General features: G+C 44.7%; 16 protein-coding genes. 8 read left to right on the top strand and 8 right to left on the bottom strand.

What is annotated here, in order from left to right:
* Nucleotides 1-113: 113 nt before the first annotated feature.
* On the bottom strand, nucleotides 114-950 hold the full coding sequence (locus tag SWH54_10145; GenBank protein ID MDY6791618.1) for a peptidylprolyl isomerase: 837 nt from the start codon (nucleotides 948-950) through the stop codon (nucleotides 114-116).
* A gap of 208 nt (nucleotides 951-1,158) precedes the next feature.
* Here SWH54_10145 and SWH54_10140 point away from each other — a divergent pair, with 208 nt between their 5' ends.
* Nucleotides 1,159-1,467, top strand: coding sequence for a hypothetical protein (locus SWH54_10140; GenBank protein MDY6791617.1), 309 nt, complete (start codon nucleotides 1,159-1,161; stop codon nucleotides 1,465-1,467).
* A gap of 60 nt (nucleotides 1,468-1,527) precedes the next feature.
* Here the strand turns inward: SWH54_10140 and SWH54_10135 are convergent, their stop codons facing one another.
* The 4 genes from SWH54_10135 to SWH54_10120 form a co-directional block, all read right to left on the bottom strand.
* Entirely contained in the window at nucleotides 1,528-2,766 is a 1,239-nt protein-coding gene (locus SWH54_10135; protein MDY6791616.1) for a glyceraldehyde 3-phosphate dehydrogenase NAD-binding domain-containing protein, read from the bottom strand.
* A gap of 195 nt (nucleotides 2,767-2,961) precedes the next feature.
* Nucleotides 2,962-7,140 (bottom strand): PEP/pyruvate-binding domain-containing protein, encoded by a 4,179-nt coding sequence (locus SWH54_10130; GenBank protein ID MDY6791615.1) that lies wholly within the window; start codon nucleotides 7,138-7,140, stop codon nucleotides 2,962-2,964.
* Between the two features lie 11 nt (nucleotides 7,141-7,151).
* Nucleotides 7,152-8,009: a 16S rRNA (adenine(1518)-N(6)/adenine(1519)-N(6))-dimethyltransferase RsmA gene (gene rsmA / locus SWH54_10125; GenBank protein ID MDY6791614.1), complete on the bottom strand. Its 858-nt coding sequence runs from the start codon at nucleotides 8,007-8,009 to the stop codon at nucleotides 7,152-7,154.
* A 248-nt stretch (nucleotides 8,010-8,257) separates the two neighbouring features.
* Nucleotides 8,258-9,304, bottom strand: coding sequence for a site-specific DNA-methyltransferase (locus SWH54_10120; GenBank protein ID MDY6791613.1), 1,047 nt, complete (start codon nucleotides 9,302-9,304; stop codon nucleotides 8,258-8,260).
* Between the two features lie 829 nt (nucleotides 9,305-10,133).
* Between SWH54_10120 and SWH54_10115 the strand changes: the two genes are divergently transcribed.
* A complete protein-coding gene (locus tag SWH54_10115; protein MDY6791612.1) occupies nucleotides 10,134-10,286 on the top strand; it encodes a hypothetical protein in 153 nt (50 codons plus the stop codon).
* A gap of 24 nt (nucleotides 10,287-10,310) precedes the next feature.
* On the opposite strand, the gene SWH54_10110 is transcribed toward SWH54_10115, so the two are convergent.
* The 3 genes from SWH54_10110 to SWH54_10100 form a co-directional block, all read right to left on the bottom strand.
* Nucleotides 10,311-12,206, bottom strand: a complete 1,896-nt coding sequence (locus SWH54_10110) for a Na/Pi cotransporter family protein (protein MDY6791611.1) — start codon at nucleotides 12,204-12,206, stop codon at nucleotides 10,311-10,313.
* Nucleotides 12,207-12,936: 730 nt separating this feature from the next.
* Nucleotides 12,937-13,137, bottom strand: a complete 201-nt coding sequence (locus SWH54_10105) for a cold-shock protein (GenBank protein ID MDY6791610.1) — start codon at nucleotides 13,135-13,137, stop codon at nucleotides 12,937-12,939.
* 283 nt (nucleotides 13,138-13,420) lie between these two features.
* A complete protein-coding gene (locus tag SWH54_10100) occupies nucleotides 13,421-14,251 on the bottom strand; it encodes a 3-keto-5-aminohexanoate cleavage protein (GenBank protein MDY6791609.1) in 831 nt (276 codons plus the stop codon).
* Between the two features lie 316 nt (nucleotides 14,252-14,567).
* Between SWH54_10100 and SWH54_10095 the strand changes: the two genes are divergently transcribed.
* The 6 genes from SWH54_10095 (at nucleotide 14,568) to SWH54_10070 (ending at nucleotide 21,521) form a co-directional block, all read left to right on the top strand.
* Nucleotides 14,568-15,542, top strand: a complete 975-nt coding sequence (locus tag SWH54_10095) for a hypothetical protein (protein ID MDY6791608.1) — start codon at nucleotides 14,568-14,570, stop codon at nucleotides 15,540-15,542.
* Nucleotides 15,543-15,869: 327 nt separating this feature from the next.
* The gene (locus SWH54_10090; GenBank protein MDY6791607.1) at nucleotides 15,870-16,550 is read left to right on the top strand and encodes a GntR family transcriptional regulator; all 681 of its coding nucleotides are present in this window, start codon (nucleotides 15,870-15,872) and stop codon (nucleotides 16,548-16,550) included.
* A 39-nt stretch (nucleotides 16,551-16,589) separates the two neighbouring features.
* Nucleotides 16,590-17,573, top strand: coding sequence for an aldo/keto reductase (locus SWH54_10085; GenBank protein ID MDY6791606.1), 984 nt, complete (start codon nucleotides 16,590-16,592; stop codon nucleotides 17,571-17,573).
* Between the two features lie 329 nt (nucleotides 17,574-17,902).
* The gene (locus tag SWH54_10080; GenBank protein MDY6791605.1) at nucleotides 17,903-18,904 is read left to right on the top strand and encodes a tripartite tricarboxylate transporter substrate binding protein; all 1,002 of its coding nucleotides are present in this window, start codon (nucleotides 17,903-17,905) and stop codon (nucleotides 18,902-18,904) included.
* Nucleotides 18,905-19,158: 254 nt separating this feature from the next.
* A complete protein-coding gene (locus tag SWH54_10075; protein ID MDY6791604.1) occupies nucleotides 19,159-19,923 on the top strand; it encodes a hypothetical protein in 765 nt (254 codons plus the stop codon).
* 29 nt (nucleotides 19,924-19,952) lie between these two features.
* Nucleotides 19,953-21,521 (top strand): tripartite tricarboxylate transporter permease, encoded by a 1,569-nt coding sequence (locus SWH54_10070; GenBank protein MDY6791603.1) that lies wholly within the window; start codon nucleotides 19,953-19,955, stop codon nucleotides 21,519-21,521.
* The last annotated feature ends 114 nt before the right edge of the window (nucleotides 21,522-21,635 follow it).

The raw sequence follows: 21,635 nt of genomic DNA, 5'->3' as shown, positions 1-21,635 counted from the left end.
GTCTAATTGTAATTTGGGTCTTTGGCTTTTTCTTGGCATAGCTTCCTCCATAGTTTTTGAAGAAGCTATATCACATATTATATTTTATGTAAATGTTTTAATGAAACTTTGTACTAGTTGGAGACTTTCCGCCGTATCGAAATAATCTTTACCTCATCAACCGGCTTGCTTCCGGCACCGACTTTGACCGCTCCTATTTTATCAACCACATCCATGCCCTTGATCACCCTGCCGAACACGGTATGTTTTCCGGTCAGCCAATTGGTATCCACCAGGTTGATAAAAAACTGAGAGCCGTTGGTATCTGGGCCTGAATTGGCCATGGCCAGAGAGCCTCGCACCGGAGGGTGGGGAGATCCCTTGTCCGAGTACGAATAGCCCATATTTTCATAAGCCTGTTTAAGAGTAAGGGATCTTAGCCTGTCGGCAACTTCTTCCTTTCTTTTATCAAGTTCTTCCTGGGAAGTGATTCCCAAACTTTTAAATAATGGCGAAACAATGGTTCGGTGGTAATCTTCCTGGCTGCGAATCATTAAATAAGGGTGCGGGCCCTTTTTAGGGTCTATGGCCTTTATTTTATCAAGACCCAGAGCCACGGCATCGATTTCATCGGCAAAGGAGTATCCCGGTCCGCCCCTGCCATCGCCCTGCGGACAACCACCCTGAAGCATGAAGTCCTTGATTACCCGGTGAAATATCAGACCATCGTAAAAAGATTTTTTAACCTTTTTGCCGGTGTGGGTATCGGTAAATTCCTTGGTGCCGTCAGCCAGCCCAATGAAATTGGCCACCGTCTTGGGGGCATCGTTTTGAAACAGTTCCACTTCGATATTGCCCATACTGGTTTGAATGATACACATAATATTCTTGGTCTCCTTTGTCTCCAGGCTCCATCCGGTTGCCACTAAAACGAATAAAATCAATCCGGCTCCGATTACACCTTTTTTCATTATCTGACCCAACCTTTCTATTTCAACGGTCAACAATTTTACTCAATTTTATCAATATATTAACTCAATACACTGATGATTGGCCAAATCTTTTATAGAACTTCCCCTTTATTTTGACTTAAGTCAACCATATTTTCAGCTGCTCACATTATGATTTATACTGTTTGCTATAAAATCGTTTACCGCTGTTTTTTTCAAAAAGGAGATAATGATGAAATTCGCTATTCAACTTCATTTGTACGGATCCCTGCGAAACAGGGTGAAAAAGCAAGATGAATTTACCATTCACACAAATCTTAAAGCCAAGATCCCGCTGGTCGATCTGTTAAAGCAATTAAAAATTCCCTGTAATCGGGTGCAGCTGGCCATGGTCAACCATAAAGCGGTTCACATGGATTCCACTGTTTGTCCGGGTGACCGGATTGCTTTGTTTCCACTAGAATATCCCGTATTTACCGATTGGAAGGATTTCAGAAGGACTAGAAGTGATCGGAGAACGACTTCGGTTCAATCATAACCGTTTTCGTGCATCTATGGCGGTTTTGTCCTTATCCGGCTGTTTTTCTTGCTGACGTCACTACATCGTCTCGGCGATTGTCACCGTTCTGTCCCCCAGTATGTTCACATAACTTCCCATCTCATTGTCGTACCAGCCGTATATAACGGCCTGTGTGATCGGAATCCTGAGCATGGTATTGTTTAACGCAGACATCACTTCTTTTTCTACCCCTGGAACCGTTTTAAGGTCTATGCTTACCTCTGCGGTACGGGTATGGGTTTCGTGTCCTTCAATAACGGTGGCCGCTCTTGGTGTTCCGATAATGTCACAGGAAACATTCTGCTTTTCTGAAAAATGCAGGTAGCCGGACGGGTCATCTTCTGCAGCCTGCCTGTATATGTCATTAATCATTTCCCGGCGTACGGACTCCCCGCTTATTTCTTCCTGAAGATCCAAGACCAGTATAATGATTGAGCCGGTAACTGTGGGGATTCTGACCGATTCTGCAATAAAGCCGATTTTGTCCATTTCGGGAATCACCAGCCGTAATGCGTTGGCCGCACCGGTGGTGGTTAAAATGATATTATTCATTATGCTTCTGTTTTTTCTTAAATCGGTTTTCCCCTGTTTGGGCAGACGGTCCAGCACCTGCTGTGACCCTGTGGCCGCATGAACGGTGGCCATGGACGCACTTAAAATCTTTTTAGGACCAAAATAATTAAGAATCGGCTTAATCATATGTGCCAGGCAGGTGGTACTGCAGGATGCATTGGAAATAATTCTATGCTTTCTGGGATCGTAGTCACTGGCATTGATCCCCATGACTGTTGTGACCGCATCTTCCGGCATCGGTTTTCCCTTTTCTTTGATTTTAAACGGTGCGGAAGTAATGACCTTTTCAGCACCTGCTTTAAAGTGGCCCCTTGCAGATCCTTTTGGATGATCGCCAGGCAGGGTGGGGTCAAGGAACTGGCCGGTGGTGTCTATAACCAGTTTTACGCCGCTGTCTTTCCATTCGATTTTGGCAGGATTCCTGGAAGATCTTAGAAAAGTAACCAAAATACCATCTATGATCATCGAGCCTTTTTCTTGATTCAACTCGCTGATTACCGGTTTTGCTTGATAGCCGTATAAATATTGACGGAGCAGGCCGTAAGTGGAATCCCTTTCCACGTAATGAGCGATATCCTCTAAAGAAGTCCCCACCTCGCGGCCAATATTGATGACAATTTCTTTGAAATATTTTCGTCCGATATGGTGCCAGAGAGACAGCTTACCGATTCTACCGAATCCGTTTATGCCAAGTGTCGTTTCCATGTTTCCTCCTTTATTTATACCTTGCAATTTTTTTAAGCTAAACAACTCTGACGGTCTCTTAAAACTGCGATTTAGACGGTTTCGTAAAAAGTTCAAGGCAGTGCGATTTTTCAGGAACGAGACAATACAACTGGTATGTTGAGTTCCTGAAAAATCGCACCAACGCATCAGTTGGGCTTTTTACCAAACCGTCAATTATGCTTCTTTTACCTTTATCAATCCTTGATAAACAGATCCTTCACGACCGTCAATGCTTATATAGCCTCCGGATTCAATCATCACCTGATTGAAAATACATTTTTTGTCCTTTTCCTTGCAGACCAAATCGCTGCAGCCGACCACACATGTTTTTCCCAGCCTGTGCGCCACCACAGATGCATGGGAAGTTACTCCGCCACGTGCGGTTAAGAGCCCATCCGCTGCAAAAACTTCCCGGATGTCATCAGGGACTGTATCGCTCCTTGCCAGAATTAAACATGATTCCGGGTCCAGGGTTCTCCATTTATCTATATCTTCCAGGCTAAAAACCACGCGACCGCTCATGGCTCCGCCGCTGATGCCGATACCATGCCCCAAATATTTTTCTTCGCTAATTTCAGCAGGGTCAAAGGCTATCACCTTTTTGCGTTCCCTCATGGCCATGTCCCGCGTCTGGAGCAGATAGAGATCACTAATCGCCGGAGTTTCAAAAGTAAACTCCACTTCCTGAGGACTCCACGCTTCATTATAGATCAGATCATTTGCCCAGGCTTTTAAAGCCAGATAAATATCCGGAAAGTGAGACTCAAGGGTAATATCTGTTTCCCGCATTTCAATGTCCTGCTGACTGATGGAAATCGGCAGGGTATTCACCAGCCCGGCAACCACATCTTCCCCCTGATTGCCAAGGGTAAAATCACCCCATAACCTTATCGTGTCTTCCGACCATCTGGGATTATGGGTAAAAAAAACACCGCTTCCGGATGAACCGGAGATATTGCCGAAAACCATCGATTGGACGGTAACGGCGGTACCCCAGTCCTCTGATATTCCCATGATTTTACGGAAGGTTTTTGCTCTGGAAGATTTCCATGAGTCGAAAACATTCTTTATTGTCATGTAAAGTTGCTCGAAAGGATCTTCTATGATTTCGATGCCGGATTCTTTGATCATCGATCGATAAGTGAATGCCACCTTTTTCATCTGTTTTCCGGTAAATTGCCTTTTGTAGGAAATGCCTGCTCTGCGTTTTAATTCGCTGATGATTGCATCAAAATCATCCCTCTCCAAGCCAAAGGCCATGCCGTAGCACTGCAGAAAGCGGCGATAGTTATCCCAGGCAAACCATTCATTCCCGCTTTTGGCGGCAAGGCTGGTGGTAATTTCTTCGTTGATTCCAACATCAAGAAACGTGTCCATCATGCCGGGCTGGGAAATAGAGGATCCGCTCCGTACGGAAAAAAGAAGCGGGTTGCTCGGATCGCCAAATTTTTTACCGGTCGCTTTTTCTACCGCAGATATGTGATGGACCACCTGTTCTTTGAAATTCTGTTCAGCAGCGGAATAGCTATAAATCACATCTTTGCATCGGAAAACCTCGGTGGTGATGATAAATCCGGGGGGTACGGGGAGACCCAAATTATGAAGTTTAACCAGATTAAACCCTTTATTGCCCAGGTGAATGCTGCCGTTCACCCTTCTGCCGACATGATGAATCGATGTCATCGCATTTTCGGGATCATAGATAAGGAGTTTATGAAGGTTATCTTTAGGAAGTTTGTCCGCCTGTTGAAAAAGGGTGTTTAAAATACGACTGATAAAAAGATCAAGCTGCTGCAGGCCCAGTGAGAGGGCTATCTGGTCGCGGAAAAAAATTTCGGAAACCCGGTACACCAGTTTTTCAGTATCAAACCCAGTTTCCCGGGGAAGGTATTTTGCCTGAATTCGGTTAACATCTAGATCGGCAAGAATTCTGCTCAGATTTTCTTCGTGAGTATTGTTAAAATAATCATTGATTATATTTTTTACCGCCAGCGCAAATCCTTTAAAAATGTCAAGGTACTGGGTGAAGGTAAATCCCCTAATCTCAAGGGAATGGGCAAGAAGGTCCAGCTGCTGCTGGATCTCTGCCGATGAAATTCCGTCCAGCTTGAGTGCCTGGTTAAACAGCTTGAGTTGTTCATAGATCTGGTAAAATGTCGCCTTGGTTATCAGACTGAGATCTATGTTTTCCACCAGCTGCTCAAAAAGAACATTGACCAAAGATTCAATCCGAAAGGTGAGTCCCAAGGCATCGAATTTCATTTCGTGGTAGCTTCCATACATGGAAGGAATATCCACGGTTATATGTCTTTTTTTATAAATATCTTCCCTTATTTCATAGAGTTGGGGAGATAAGATCAGCTGTTTCAGCCGGTCAAGATAATCGAGCAGCTCGCTCAGCTTTTGCTTCACATCAGTCAGTGAAAGCGCCTGCTTTAGCACGTTCAAATCGGAAAAAGCCTCTGTGGAAAGCTGGGTGATGTAATTATTCAGTTCGATATGTTCAATATTATATTTCTGGTTTAACAGCTGATATAAGTTTATTAACAGCTCTACTCTCTTAAAATCCTTTTTTTCTGCACCCGGAATGCTTTTAAAAACCTGCCTGAGTTTTTTCTCTTTGATGGTCAAAAGATCATCCGGCAAGAAAAACCCTTTTTCACCAAGATGCGACACCACAGTATGGACCCCATCTAGATGAATCCCTTTTGTTTCAATTTGACTGTAGATATTTGGCGGAACAAACGGCTTAAGCTTTTCTTTTTCCCTGGTTGCCCAGAAATGAAAGATGGCTTCCATAAAATAGATGATCTGGCTGCTGCTTTCGACGTGGCTTTGCTTCCGCAGGAAATGGATGAGAATATCCTTTCGATGTGATATTTCATCAATCTGGGTAGAAATATCTCTTAACTGACCCTCAGCGCCAATAAAATTGAAATAAACCGGAAAGATCCGGGCAAGCTGCTTGGCAAGATTGAATACCGGTCCGATTTCGCTGTTTAAAAACCGGGTGATATCACGAGGGAACAGATCGATATCTTTAATAAATACTCCACCAAGGGACAGGTGGATAATCATGACTGAAAGTAGCCGGGTGGACCATTTTGGATTCAGCTCGACAAGCTGAAGCCAGGTGCGTATATTCAAAATATGAGCGGTGTTGACCTTTATCTGCCAGTCATCTCCGACACCGCTGATCATAGGCGCTTCAAATCCAAGATCGATGACGGAATCAATAAAAAAATTAACCAGATCGCTTTCATCGGTTTTGTAAACCCCTTTTCCCATATTGAGAACGCAGTTCAGCGCGGTGGCCGGGTACCTATCGCTGGTGTGTTTTAAAATAGAAAACGTTTTCTCAATCAGCTTCCGGATATACATATGGCTTTCATGACTGATCAGCCAGCTTAACGTTCTGTTGATACTTCTTAACACTTCCTCGTGTATCATCGACAGTCCGGAAATGTTCATGATGTGAAACAAAAATATCACTTTCCACTGGTTCCCCTTACCGCTTTTCTTTCCAGCCTCAAGCAGCCTGGAGGGAGTTTTTCGGTAGATTTCAACAATCGCGCTGTAACCCGGAAGTTTAACCAGTTCTTTAAGCACCTCTTCAGATTCTATATTTTCAGTTTTCTTAATTTGGTCCAGTTGTTTGTTGACACTCTGGATCTTTTCCAAGGATATGTCTTTAAAAATATCATCCGCTTTTTCAATGAGATCCACACCTTCCGCTTCTTTTTCAAACCAGGTCTTCGGATCTCCCTTCTTTTGCCAGTAAGAATATGTATGCCGGTAATATTTCAGCAACAGCAGATTAATTTGTTTATAGCCGGATGTAAGATTGGTCGTACGATGATAAAACATTTCAGCCAGTTGGTTTATCTGATAAAAGCTTTTAACAAATAAGAAGAAATGCGCTTCGGGGGAATCGATGATCCGATGAAAACAATCATTTACCACCGGCATAAATCTCTCGATGTCCGATCCGGCGTCGCTGATGATTTTTTGTAAAAAAAGAAGCAGGTTGTCCACGGCATCCGTTCTTACACCTTCATCTGATGTGGATTGAATGGCCTCAATAAAGATATCGATATAAGCATCTGCCGCATCGGCTCCCATTGGATGTTTTTTCATCAGGTGAAAATATTCCAGACAATACGCCCGTGCTTCCTTTACAATAAAGCCCCAGTTTTTATAAGGGTGTGAAAGTTCTTTTAAAAATGTATTCAAGCCTTCCATCAGGCCGTAATATTTGGACATCACCTCCTGGAGTTTCGCATATTTTGCATTTATCTCCACATCCACATGATAATCGGCTATATTCACTTCCAGTGCTTTTGACTTTATCATCAAACGTATCCTTACGGGGACAATTCTAAAACTTCATTCAGACAGTTACTTAAATTGACAAATTCAGAAACAGTCAGAGTTTCCGCGCGGCGGCCGGAATCAACCCCTGAACGATTTAATGCGCCAAGGGCTGTTTTCACATCAATATTGAGTATGCTGTTTGAAAGTGCGTTTTTAAGTGTTTTTCGCCTTTTTCCAAAAGCTGCTTTGATCACTTCAAAAAGAAGCAACTCATTGCCGACAGGGAAATCCGCTTGGTCTTTAAATTTTATCTCCAGAACCGCTGAATCGACTTTTGGCTTGGGAAAAAACAAATCGGCCCTGACGGTTGCCAGTGATTTGATGTTGGCACAATATTGCAGCATGACCGAAAGCCGGCTGTAATCTTTGCCACCCGGACTGGCCGTAATACGCTGCGCCAGTTCTTTCTGAAACATAAGAATGGCTCGGGAAACATTCCTTCGTGATTCTATGAGCTTAACCAGGATCTGTGATGAAATATTATAAGGAAGATTGCCAATCACCACCATTTTGCCGTTGGTCTCGTCCACAAGCGTGTTTATATCTATATCCAATATGTTGTTGCCCATTAAAACAACATTGGAAATGTCACTGGCAAGCAGCTGTGTTCTTAACAGGTCTATGATCTGCCTGTCTTTTTCAACCGCAAAAATTTTCTTCGCCGTATGGGATGCAGGTATAGTAAGTGCACCAAGACCTGCACCGATTTCCAAAACCACATCCTCCGGTGTAATGCGGCTCCGGTTGACGATCATCCGGGCAGTTGCCGGGTCAGATAAAAAATGTTGGCCCAGATTTTTTTTTGCCCGGATTTGATATGCATTAAGGAGTATTCTTGGCGACGTCATTTCCAAGTTCCGTGGTTGTGGATCGTGTTAACTAAATTCGCCTTGGCTGAATCTATCCGGTTGACCATTGTTAATTTACCACGGAAATGATGTTTTTTCAATTATTTTACAAACAGCTTAAGCTGAGAATGGACCGCCGTCTTTTTTCTCAATGAAGAACGATACTGTTTTGCTTTTCGCTTTTTCCCCTGCACGGTTTCATGGGTATCGTGGTTGGGTTCCAGGCCCCAGTCTTTGCAAAAAATTTCCTAGGGTTTATCGGAATAGGTCACCTTGAATGTATTTTCATTCATTTTTTTAGCATCTAGTAAGTGATTAATCATTAGCTGGGTTTCCTGGGCGGTAATTACGGGAAATTGATAATATTTGTTGATGTGCTTCATCGGACCCTTTGTTTTGATCCAGTTTGCGGCAAAATCGATATGCCGTTCAATCCGGTTGGAGATATGCTGGTTGGAAAAATCAACAATGTGGTCTTTGATAGCGGCAATTGCATCACACAAAGATACATCAATTTCAAAACCAATGCTGTTTCTGCCGGATGCCATGGCTGCAGCCATGGTTGTTCCGGTCCCTAAAAAAGGATCCAGAACCACATCCTCTTTAACCGAATACATATTTATCAACCTGTAAGCGACTTCAAAGGGAAAGGCAGCGCTTTTAGTCCTGCTTTCGGTGGCACCCAATACCTGCGATGCGCCTTTAACATCAAACCATATGTCTGAAAACCACACGTTTCTTTCTTCCCAGAAAAAAGCACTCTCATGTCTGTTTCTTTTTTCCTGTTTTTTACTAAAATTCCTTTTTGGACCTTTTCGCGCGATCAGAATGAATTCATGCTCCAGGGTAACATAGGCCCCGGCCGGCAGCATACCTGACCCCATGAATTTGTTGGGTGCGTTGGTTTGTTTTCTCCATAAAATATCCGGCAAAACGCTAAAACCTGCACCTTGAAGAAAATGTAAAATTCTCGCATGGTTGGGATATAAACAAAAGTCCCCGCCTATGGTTCTGACGGCATCGCCGATGTTAATGCAGGCAAACCCTCCATTTTTCAAAACACGGAAGACTTCCTTCCATACCCGGTCCAATTCTTGGTGCATCAGCTCAAAAGCCGTCATGCCGTGAGCTTTTTTTAAGGCATCCCTTATGGGCCGGTTTTGACGGCAAAACATTTCATCCCACATTTTTATCATCGGATACGGTGGAGAGGTAACGATCAGATCCACACTTTCCGAATCAATCGAATCCATTGTATTTGAATTGTCAAATATGACCCTGCTGAATGTTTCCATTACTCTTTTTATTGACAACCTTGTTCTATCGTTTAATAATGTGTTTTACGCATGCGTGATCTATTTCATTCATACACCAGATGAGACCTCTGAAAAACGGCACTTTTCGCTGTCTGGTGCCAATCTACCTGATTTGTGCGTCCATGACGACTGGAATCTGCGCTTCGCTTCGACAGGTTCAAACTTCATCCTCTGAAATATTAAATATAGTCGTGTGGGTATTCCGAATAAAGCGAATCGCCTTTGCTGAACCCGAAAACAACCGCCATTTTTCCAAGGTCTTAAATGAATAACAGCGATGCAGGCAAACTGTCAATCACATACCAAAAACAACCAACTGTGGTTTATAATGAATGCGGTGGTAAAAATTCCTTGAATAAGTGCGGATGACCGAGTGGAGGTGAAACTGCCGTATGAGAAATCTCTTTCTTAGTTTTTATGGTATTCAATTCTCAATGCTTTTGGGTCATTATCCCTGCAAGGGGGGAAATCTCGGTATACTAGTTGGGTCGGTTTTAAAGTGCTTGCCACCTTTTCAAGGTCAAATGGAAGATGCCGAATTTTAATCGGGGAAATGCGATATGCCCGATGTAGGTTAACTGATTGAATAAAAAGATAATTTAGATTTTTAGCTCGCTTTTCACCACTTAACATTTCACCTTGACTCAGTTTTCCGGCAGCTACGCACCGGCTGTGAAAGAGGGTGTTTGGAATTTGCTTCACCTATTTTCAGCATCGTCAGGTGATTTGCATGATTTTTGCATTACTATTTAGCTGGCTGTCCGGTTGAGCCGGTATGTGTAAAAACCAATAAAAGAGGGCTTAAATAATGGAAGATAGAAGATCCGGTAAAGATCGCCGTTCCGGTAAAGATAATAGAAAAGGGGGATCCTCCTCATATGACGGCCCTGAAAAGAGAAGTTTACGGTTCAGAAGAAGTGAAGATGAGAGACGAAAGAAAAAAAGTAATCAGGATCAATGATCGCATTAAGCTCCATGGAGAAATTTACCCCCACGTATGGAGAAAGGTTTTGGCGATATTTCCCGTGTAAACATTCACCTGTTTTAATAGATCCATCAGTTCCATATGAATTTCATGGGTTTTCACCGATTGCATCTGTTCCTGGTGAAGTCGTTCCAGATGCTTTAAGCGGTATTTTGTTTCCAGATTGAAATATTTCTCTTCTTTGGCCATAATTTTTTGCGCCGTTTCCTTATTACGTTCATCCAACGCTTCCTTTAACCGGCTTATTTGTTTGCACATTTTGGTGTGATAAATCATCAATTCTTCCTTGCCATCCTGGGAAAAATCGACGTTAAGCTCCTTCTTTTTATCCACCAGCGGCAGAATATTGCGGTGAATGATATCGCCGATGCTCTCCATGTCATTGGCAATGGTAATCATGCCATACACCTCGTTGGCCTGCTCATCCGACAGCTCCTGTCGCGCAACCTGGATGAGGTAATCCACAATTTTTTCATCAATAAAATCAATTTTTTCCTCCCGCATATCAATTCCTTCACGAAGCGTAAGGTGAGGATATATTTCATCCTGGGTGGGTATTTCTTCTATCAGCAGATCGGCTTCATCTTTGGGTTGCACTTCATGGCTGATCAGTTTCGCATCGGAGATAAACGGAATAATGATGGCCCGCAACATTCGACCCAGTATTCTGGCCATTCGTGATATTTCTGTCCGTGCCAGATCGATGGCAAATTCCGGGGTGGTAATCATGCTCTCATCCAAATGTCGTATGGCCGGGAGCACCCCTTTTAATTTCTCTTTTTTAGGCAGGATTTTCAGCAAAAATCCGGCAAAAACCGCTGAAAAGGGGAGGAAGATCAGCGCCAGGCTCACGTTGAAAATGGTGTGGGCGTTGGCGATCTGACGGGCCGGGGTGGATTCGAACTTTGCGGCAATGCCGTGAATGAGGTCAGCAAAGGCCGGAATCCAAAAAATAAATAAAATGACACCGCAAACCTTAAAAACAACATGGGCCAGAGCCACCCGTTTTGCTTCACGCGATGTGCCGATGCTGGCCAGGCCGGCCGTAATACAAGTGCCGATATTGGCACCGAAAACCAGGGGAATGCCGGCCTCCAGTGTAATCAATCCCTGTTGCGACAGAACAATGACGATGCCGGTAAACGCACTGGAGCTTTGAATCAGGGCGGTAAATACCGTGCCGATGAACAGACCCAACAGCGGATTTTCCAGACCTTTCATCAGATTGATGAGTTCAGGCCAGGTCTTAAGCGGCTCCATGGCATCGCTCATCAGCTTCATCCCGAAGAACAGGATGCCGAATCCCAACAGGACCTCCCCGATATTCTTCACGTTATCATTTTTCCCGAACATACGCATGCCGAAACCGATGGTGACCATTAACAGAGCGTAATCGGTCAGTTTAAAGGCGATTAACTGGGCGGTGATGGTGGTGCCGATATCGGCACCCAGGATCACGCCCAGTGATTGGGCAAAGCTCATCAGGTCGGCCTGAACGAAACTCACCAGCATCACGGTGGTCGCACTGCTGGACTGGATCACCATGGTGACGAAGGCGCCGACAAAAAGTCCGATCACCCGATTGCTGGTCAGAGCCGCAAGAACAGACCGTATTTTGTTTCCGGCGGATTTTTTCATCCCTTCGCTCATTTTTTCCATTCCATACAGGAAAAGAGCCAAACCGCCGAACAGGCTGATGATTAATAAACCCCAGGAAATGGTTGAAGGGCTTTTTGCAAAGACTCCATCGGCAAACAGGGTATTTGCCGATGAAATAAGGAAAAATATTATAACCAGTGTCTTCTTCATTGAAGCCTTTAATAATCCATCACGGTAGTTAATTGAGGAGTCGGGAAATTTTTTATCAATGGCCTTTTTGGTGAACCGTTTGAGCATTAATGATTGTTAGTCGTTCGTCCGGAGAAGCGCCCATTTGCCCGTATCAGCCTTAACAAATAAGTTCAGTACTCTGTACACGCCCCCTATCTTCTCAGTTAAATCCATACAGGCAGAGACGATCAACGCTGCCGTGGGGTTCTGTCCCTTGGGGCTGGTTCAAATCGAATCTCATTCCGCCTAGGCGGACCGAACGCCGGTTTCTCGAAATGATTGTTAAGGCGGATACGGGCGAATGGGCGCTTCTCCGGACGAACTGAGTAGAGCTTGAAAAACTCCCCGACCCCTCAGTTAATTTTTTATTAAACGAAAGTCATTTAGCTTCCCTCAGCGTCGGGTGTGCAGCCGGGCTGGCTGTTATTTTTGATACTGGCCACAGGAAAATGAGCGACAGGTGAACTTATTGAGGTCTATAGCAATTCTCAAAAATATGTTCCGTTTTAAATGAGGAAACTGTCTGAGTGTATTAGAAATCGTTAAGAAAGAACACAAGTGCAATATGGTTATTTTATTGTAGTCGTGGTCATAGTGATATTAATTATAATAAAAACGGTTAGTTCTTTCTTTACGATTTCTTATATACAAGTTTTTCATCGTTTAAAACAGAATATATTTTTGAGAAACAGCATACGGTCTGATGATCGCCAATGGTATACGTTTAAATTCAAACCAAAAAAAAGGGCATCCCTTCAGTATTGGAAGGAATACCCCTTTTGTTCAGAAAATAAGGTTAAATCACAGTGACATTTGCCGCAGCAGGACCTTTTTGTCCTTGCTCGATATCAAAGGAAACTCGATCGCCTTCATTGAGGGATTTAAAACCGTCTGCATTAATTGCTGAATGATGAACAAACACATCCGATCCTTCTTCCTGCTCAATGAATCCGAACCCTTTGCGGTCGTTAAACCACTTAACCGTTCCATTGGCCATGATAACATCCTCCTTTTATAAAATTTTCAACGTCGCAAACTGGAGGGTGCCACTATGATAAATGGGTTATTCCTTCAGAAAGAAACTGTCCCGCACTTTAAACGGGACTTAATTGATTGCATATATAATAATCTTATTTGGCGAGAAAGCAAGCCAATTATTTGTTATTTCAAAAAAAATAGGCTGGTATCAATTTAACTATATAAAAACAAAAGGTTATACGAAGATCGTTGGCTAAGGTCTACCTATCGAGGTTGGTCGTTTCGTAATACCGGATCGTTCGCTATTTTAAAACCCCCAGAATGTCCCGAGCCTCTTCGATGGTGGCCACATCGAATCCGATGTGACGAACCAATGCCACCGCCCGTTCGACCAGCTCGACATTGGCATGTGCTGCTTTACCAGGTGCATAAAACGCACTGTCTTCAAATCCAACCCGCACAACGGCTGCCCCCAAACCAATCGCAGTTGCCAGCAGTGAAAAATCGGTCATCCCGACATGAGTGATGCCCCATGGAATCGGTTGGTCCAGAAACGAGGTCAAAAAAAACAGGCTCTGGTGAACTGCCGGCATCCCCCATTCTACACCAAGAATGAAGTTGAAAGAAAACGGTTTTCGCAAAACGGTTTTTGCCATCAGTTGCTTATAAACAGGAATCATTCCCGCTTCAAAAATTTCCAGCTCCGGAACGATTCTTTCTTCTGCCATGCGACGGGCCCAGTATTGAATATTCGGCAGTGTGTTGACATAGACCTCATCGCCGAAATTGACCGATCCCATATTCAGTGAGGCGGTTTGCACCCGATGGTCATTCAAGGCTGTACTGCGTTCTTCCACGGAAAGGTCCACCAAACCGCCGGTGGATCCCTGAATAATGATGTCCGAGGCCGGCCGAATGCGATCAAGGGTTTGTGAAAAATCGGTTAAATCGGCTGTTTGGTTTCCATAACGGTCACGCACATGCAGATGCACCATGCTGGCGCCGGCCTCGGCACAGGCCGTTACCTCTTCAGCCACTTCCTCAGGGGTGATTGGATTGAACGAAGTCTCCGGTACTTCCTTTCCCACAGGAGCTACAGAAACGATTATTTTACATTTTCTTTTATTAACCATTATTTCATATCCTTTACCCGATATCTTACAAAAACAGTCAGTAAGATATTAACCTAAAGATAATAAGGGTATTTTCCATCTGGCGTGTATATCTTTTGCTCTCATCAACTGATTAACGCTTTTTTGATGTGGCTGATATATTAAAAAAAACGTATTGCTTTGTCAAACAAGTCCTCAATGAAAAAGAACACAGAAGCCATTGGACTGTGATGTCTGGATGATGGTTCTTGCAAATGTTTTGCCTGGCAGTTATAGTTTCGATGTCTATTCGGTCTGCTAAATTGATCTTAACTTTTCATTTTTTGACAATGTGATAATGTCCAAATTTATCTATTCCTTCAGCATCATTTTATTAGGCTTGCTTTTAGGATATGGAATTCAAATCCTGGTTCAACGCGGCCGTTTAAACCTCCCCATACCGATTGATACCTTGCGCAAACTACTCCAGAAGATAGCCCTGCTGTTTATCAATCCTATTGCCATTGTCGGCGCCATTTGGGTCGCCAGCATACATGATGTGCGTTTGGCAGCTTTACCATTTAACGGTCTTTTTGCGCTGATGTCCGGTGGGATTCTGGCCTTACTTGCCGCTCGTTTACTCAGACTCAAACCGCGTAAAATCGGCGCCATGTTCGGCTGCGGCTCCTTTACCAATATCGGCTCCATTGGCGCTCTGATCTGTTTTGTGTTTTTAGGTGAGACCGGATTTGCGCTGGTACCCATCTATAAATTGTTTGAAGAGTTGTCTTATTATGCAGTCGGGTTCCCCATTGCCAAGTATTATAGCAGCAGCGATAAAGATGAACAGATCACCCGGCGACTGAAAGATCTGTTGCAGGATCCCTTTATCATTGTTGCCTTATCGAGTATTATTTTAGGAGGTGTATTAAATATCAGCAACTTAAACCGTCCGGCGATATTCAAGTCAATCGTTGCTGTCTGTGTACCCTTGGGGACCGTTTTATTGCTTGCCTCTATCGGTATGGCGCTCAAGTTCAGACGAGTGCAGGACTATATAAAAGAATGCGTGGCCGTATCTATTATAAAATTCGTATTGGTGCCGGTGTTGACCGTTTGCTTGGCCTATCTCATCGGTTTTGATACCATCGATAACGGTCTCCCCTTGAAAGTGATCGTTATTCTTTCCGCCATGCCGGTGGCTTTCAACGCCTTGATCCCTCCATCGATATACGACCTGGATATCGACCTGGCCAACTCGTGCTGGTTTTTTACCACAGCAATGTTGGTGGTGGTTCTTCCGCTTCTTCTGCTTGTGCTGAGCTTCCTATAAATTTTAACTCAACGTCGTACCATTGGTTTGCTTCACGGTAAAAAATAAAAAAAACATTTTTATCCTGACGGTCCATGGTTTGGAATCAGTTTAATGATGCGAAACAGAAATTTTTCTTGAAATCCCTTTCCAATGCTTTCCCTTAACACTGCAACAAAACAGACGATATTATAATTCAAGATAAAAAACGAAGATTTTTCTTGACAGATACTAGGAGTTCTGCATACTAAATTTTGCATACAAAATGCAAAATGTGGTTAGGTGTGTTTCTCTCTAATCTAAAGCTTATTCCCGTCGAGTCGTTAGATCTTCTGGAAAGGAGGATGGATGAAAAACCTGGGAGCGGAATACGAAAATCTGGATCAAAAGGCTTACCTGATTATCAAAGAAATGATCATTAACCGCAAACTTCTACCCGGAGATAAAATCCCTCAGGAAAAATTGGCCCATGAGCTGGGCATCAGCCGAACCCCGCTGGTCAGCGCACTCAAGTATCTGGAAAAAGAAAAACTGGTTGAAGCCAAGCCCCGCAAAGGTTTTTTTGTCCGCCTGTTTACCGTTCAGGAAATGGTCACCATATTTGAATTACGGGAAGTGCTCGAAGGACTGGCGGCCAGAAGGGCGGCAATTTGTATCAGTGATAGCCAAATTAACAAGCTCAGCCGTTTTTTCAAGCAGTTTTCACCCCCCATCAAACATACCCAATACAAGGCGTACGCCAGGGAGGATCGGCAGTTTCACAGCTACGTCACTGAAATCGGATCCAAGGAATTTTTAAAAAGCATTTTACAAGTGTATAATATCATTAGTTTTTCATATCAGGTGATTTCTTCAGAAGGATTGGTGCGGCCGCCGGATGAAACCATACACGAACATCGGGCAATGATTGAGGCGATCTGCAGTCGTGAATCTGCCGATGCCGAAGAGCTTATGCGACAGCATTTTATCCGTACCATTGATTTTTTAAAGAATGAAATCGGAAAGCGATCATTGGCTGTCAACCATTAGCCGCATTGCAGCATCTATTGTCATAGGAGGGGAGATCTTGTGAATTACCGGCGTCTGGGAAGATCAGGCCTAAAAGTTTCCGAGCTGGCACTGGGAACCATGAATTTTGGATATCCCACCCCGGCTTCAGAAGCTGTAAACATAATTGATGCAGCTATCGATGCCGGTATCAACCTTATTGACTGCGCCGATGTTTATGCCGACGGTCAAAGTGAAAAAATACTGGGCGATGCATTGGTTAAAAGCCACAAACGTCAAAAAGTCCTCATTACCAGCAAGGTCTTTAGTAAAACAGGCAATGGACCGAACGATTGCGGAAACACTAAGTACCACATCATCAATGCCTGCGAAAAGAGCCTCAAACAGCTAAAAACAGACATCATCGACATTTACTTTTTACATCGGACAGATTTCAGCGTACCCCAGAAAGAGACTCTGGAAGCTTTGGATCTTCTGATCCGTCAGGGAAAGATCAGATATATCGCCTGCTCCACCCATCCAGCCTGGCGGGTGGTCGAAGCACTATGGATTGCCGAGACCAACCGGTATCCCAAGTTTATCTGTGAACAATCACCGTACAACCTGCTTGATCGCCGCATAGAAAATGAGATTTTACCCATGTGCCAGGCTTACGATCTGGGAATGATGACGTGGTCCCCACTGGCTCAGGGTGTGTTGGCCGGTCGATATAAGAATGCGGCCAGACTGCCAAAACAAAGCCGTGGTTCACAAAAAAAAATATTTGCAGAACGTATTACACAGAAAGGGGTTGACGTCGCTCTCGATCTGAACAGGTGTGCATCAGCAAAGGGCTGCACTTTGGCTCAAATAGCAGTGGCCTGGATTCTAAGGAACCATTCAGTCACTTCCGTCATCATCGGCCCCAGAACCCTAAATCATTTAAAGGAATTACTTTCGGCAAGCAAAATTAAGTTAAACAGTGAGGATATGAAATATTGCAACCGCCTGGTACCGCCGGGAACATTTGTTTCCGATCACTTTAACACCGCGGGTTGGATTTAGAATAATATAGAGGGATAAGCGTCATTATAATTTTTCGCTCATTTAGCTGCGGATCTGTTCTTTTTGTCTTTCACGAGGCTTTAATCGGCATTATGCAGGAAACGCAAAATAGAAAGGGGGGATAAAAAAATAGGAAGGGTCGCTCAAAGCAAATCGGTCGGCCAAGCTCCTTGCCCGCTCGAAAGGATTGACAAACATGGCATGGAAGAATCAGCAATGAAACAAAGTTTTACTCTATGGCTGGCTTAAATCAAAGGTTAAGATGGCAAGGGTGACCGGCAATGCTTTGAGCTCATTTAAACAACAAATTTAAGCGGAGGAATAATCAAATGAGAAAGATTTTACTTATCTGTCTGGTAATATTGTTGGCGGTAACGACCGGTGTGTATGCCAAAAGCTTTCCCAAACGAAATATCACAGCCGTGGTCGTCTGGGGCGCCGGCGGTGGAACCGATACCTGCAACCGAATTATCCACGCTGAGATGTCAAAATTCCTGGGTGTGAATGTCAACGTCATTAACAAAACGGGAGGTGTGGCCGGTTCGGTGGGAATGAGCTATGCCTACTCCCGGCCCCACGATGGATATACGCTGTGCGGTCTTTCCGAATCGAATGTCACTGCCGGTGTCCAGGGGGGCTGGAACAAGAAGTTCGATGTGTGGGACACCTTTATTGTGGGTGGATCTCCGGATGTACTATCCGTCACACCTGACACGCCTTACAAAACCCTTAAGGACCTCATTGAAGCTGCCAAGAAAAAACCCAACAGCATCAAAGCGGCAGCCAGCGGTGCAGGCTCCATTCACCATTTGAATCTGCTGGCAGTGGAAAACGGCTCCGGGGCCGACTTTAACTTTATTCCCTACAAGGGTTCCGCTCCCAGCCAGAATGCAGCCATGACCGGCGAGGTTCAGGTGGTGGTCACTTCTCTGGCAGAACAACAGCAGCTTCTGCGCGGAGGCAAATTAAGGGCACTGGGAATGCTGATCCCGGATTCTTTCAAGGTGGAAGGGTTGGGAACGATCCCGTCTTCGTTTGATTCGTATCCCGGATTATCCAAATATCTGCCTATTTCTCAAGCGATCGGATTTGCCGTTCCAGCCGACGCGCCTAAAGCAGCCAAGGCAACTCTGGTGAAGGCATTTAAAAAAGCAATGGCCACCAGCAAAGTCAAAAACTGGGCCAAAGAAAATTACTACCTGCTTTCGGGCAAAACCGGGGCGGAGTCAAAAAAAGTATTCAGCGCCTTGGAGTCCAATTTTGCATGGACACTGTGGGAATTAAAAGCCGCTACGGTCAATCCCGCAAAACTCGGTATTCCAAAGCCTTAGTGACCTAAAAATCGAGGATCATGGGCGCCCATGATCATTTATGATGGCTCTATTCTAAGCAAATGGATTCTCGCACCCCCTGCGCCGGAGTATAAGGGAACGACTGTCATACTATGGAAAATTCCTCGATTCCACGGTGAATCAACACCGATGTAAGGATCGGTATCTTTAAGAATTCCGACCCCTGCAGCGGTGAGGTGCATCGTATAGGTACTGAGAACACGCAAACCGGCAAAAATGAAGGACCGTTTACCATGATGGAAAAGGATAAGCTACGCAAGGCGGACATATTTTCCGGCAGCATCATTTTTCTGTTCGGATTATGGATTATCAGTCAGGCCGCCAAAATGCCTATGAAAGATTCCTGGGGAGGCGTACAGAACGTCTGGTTTGTATCACCCGCACTTTTTCCCCTGTTCGTCGGTGCCATGATTATGCTGCTGGGTGCGTTGTTGGTTCGAACCGCTGTGAAAGAAGTTGGGCTGAAAGAGGTTAGACGTGTCCTTGGCTGGCTGATCAGTATGGATATGACCCGTTTTCTGAAAACCCCATCAAACATCCGATTTTACGCAATCACGGTGTTATTTTTCAGTCTGGTCTATTTAAATATTTCCCGGATCGATTTCTTCCTGTGCAGTGTTCATTTTCTGATGGTCTTCATCAGCATGTTTTACTTTGACGATGATCGTCTGTTGAAAAAAATGCTGGTTTTCTATCTGGCCGGAACCATTTTTTTCATCATTTACTTTGTACTGAATGCTCCGGCCATTTTGAAGCCGATCCTGCCCTTTGCCAGCGATTGGCTCATGATTGTCTTTATTTTATCCTATTGCATCTATACCTGGTTCTTAATTCGCAGCGTTCCGGCTCTGCGCAAAAAATATAGAACCAGTCTCATTCTGGCCGTGGTGACACCGTTTTTAATCGGCCCGATATTTAAATATCTTTTATTGGTTCCCATGCCGACCGAAGGCCTGATTGTGGCGGCCATGGATGCCATTTGGTACTTTGAATTTTAGAAATTTCACCTGCAGGAGTGCTGACTGTTATGATGGTTTTTGACCGTATCTGGTCTTTTTTTGAAATTGTATTTCATCTTGCCTCGGACCCGGTGAACCTGGCCATCCTTTTTGGATCGGTGATTTTGGGAATTATTTTCGGTGCCATGCCGGGCTTGACTTCCACACTGGGGGTGGCCCTGCTAACCGCATTGACCTACGGTATGGATACGGCCCTTGCCATGGTGTGCCTGTTAGCCATTTATGTCGGCGGAACCTATGGTGGATCCTATGCGTCCATTTTGATCAATATTCCCGGAACAGCCGCCGCTGCCGCCACCGCTTTGGACGGATACCCTCTGGCCTGCAAGGGCGAAGGGGGCCGGGCCATCGGATTGACCACCACGGCTTCCGCCATCGGCACGTCCATCAGTATCATTTTTGTGGTCAGCATCTCACCGTTAATTTCTTACTTTGCACTGCAATTTACTTCGTTTGAATTTTTTCTGCTGGCCTTTTTCGGCATTCTGATCAGCGGCACACTGACCAGCCCCGATCTGGTCATTAAAGGCTGGATCTCCGGTTTTTTAGGGCTTTTTCTGGCTTGTGTGGGTCGGGATCTGCTTCAATTCTACCCACGTTTCACCTTTGGTATTACCGAACTGGAAAGTGGTGTCGAGGTGGTACCGGTGCTCATCGGGGCTTTCGGTATCCCTCAAATTATTCAGGTGCTTAAAGATCGCTTTCAAATCGGCGAAACCCAGAAGCTCCAGCGCATTATCCCGGAAATCGGTACCATTATCCGTAACATTCCCGCGATCATCCGATCGGCCTTGATCGGTGTCGGTATCGGAGCCGTGCCCGGCATCGGAGAAGACATTGCCGGTTGGGTCTCTTACGGAACGGCCAAAAACACATCCAAACATCCGGAAACCTTTGGCAAAGGTGAACTAAAAGGCGTATTGGCCAGCGAAACAGCTAACAATGCTTGTGTGGGTGGTGCGCAGATCCCATTGCTGAACCTGGGAATCCCCGGCAGCCCGCCTGCTGCCATGCTGTTGGGGGCGCTTATGCTGCATGGGGTAACGCCGGGTCCCATGATTACTTTTGAACACCCCACGTTCATCATGGAAGTGGCCGCCATCCTGCTGTTGGCATCCATGGCCATGTGGGTTTCCGGCATGCTGCTGGCCAAACAAGTGGTTAAGGTGCTGCGGATTCCCACCCAGATCTTTATGCCGATTATCGGTGTGCTGTGCATCATCGGATCTTATTCGTTGGGGCTGAATATTTTCAACCTCTACCTGATGCTGCCGGTGGGCATCATTGCTTACTTCTTAACGGAAATGGGTTATCCCATCGCACCGTTGGTCATCGGTGTGATTCTCGGTCCAATGGCAGACGAAAATCTGCGACGGGCGTTGATGGTATCACAGGGAAGTTTTATGCCCGTTTTCACCCGGCCGGTTTCATTGATTCTTTTTATCATTATTATCTGGACGATTGTCAGCCAATTTCAATTTTATCGTAAGTTTAGAACCAAAATGGCAGACCTGATTTTGAGACGTAAAACCTGCCAGGCGGTATCTGACGAAGACACTGAAAATGAAAATAACTAGTGTCTGAACGACAATTGAAAACTGTTTGAATTTACGATGTAAAATCGCATAGAAGTAAAACGAAGATTTTCCAGAAAATGCATAATTTACTTGCATTGGCAACTCGTTAAAGGT

This window comes from Thermodesulfobacteriota bacterium (genome assembly GCA_034189135.1).
In the GTDB taxonomy this organism is placed as follows: domain Bacteria; phylum Desulfobacterota; class Desulfobacteria; order Desulfobacterales; family JAUWMJ01; genus JAUWMJ01.
This window is presented reverse-complemented; position numbering and strand designations above follow the sequence as displayed.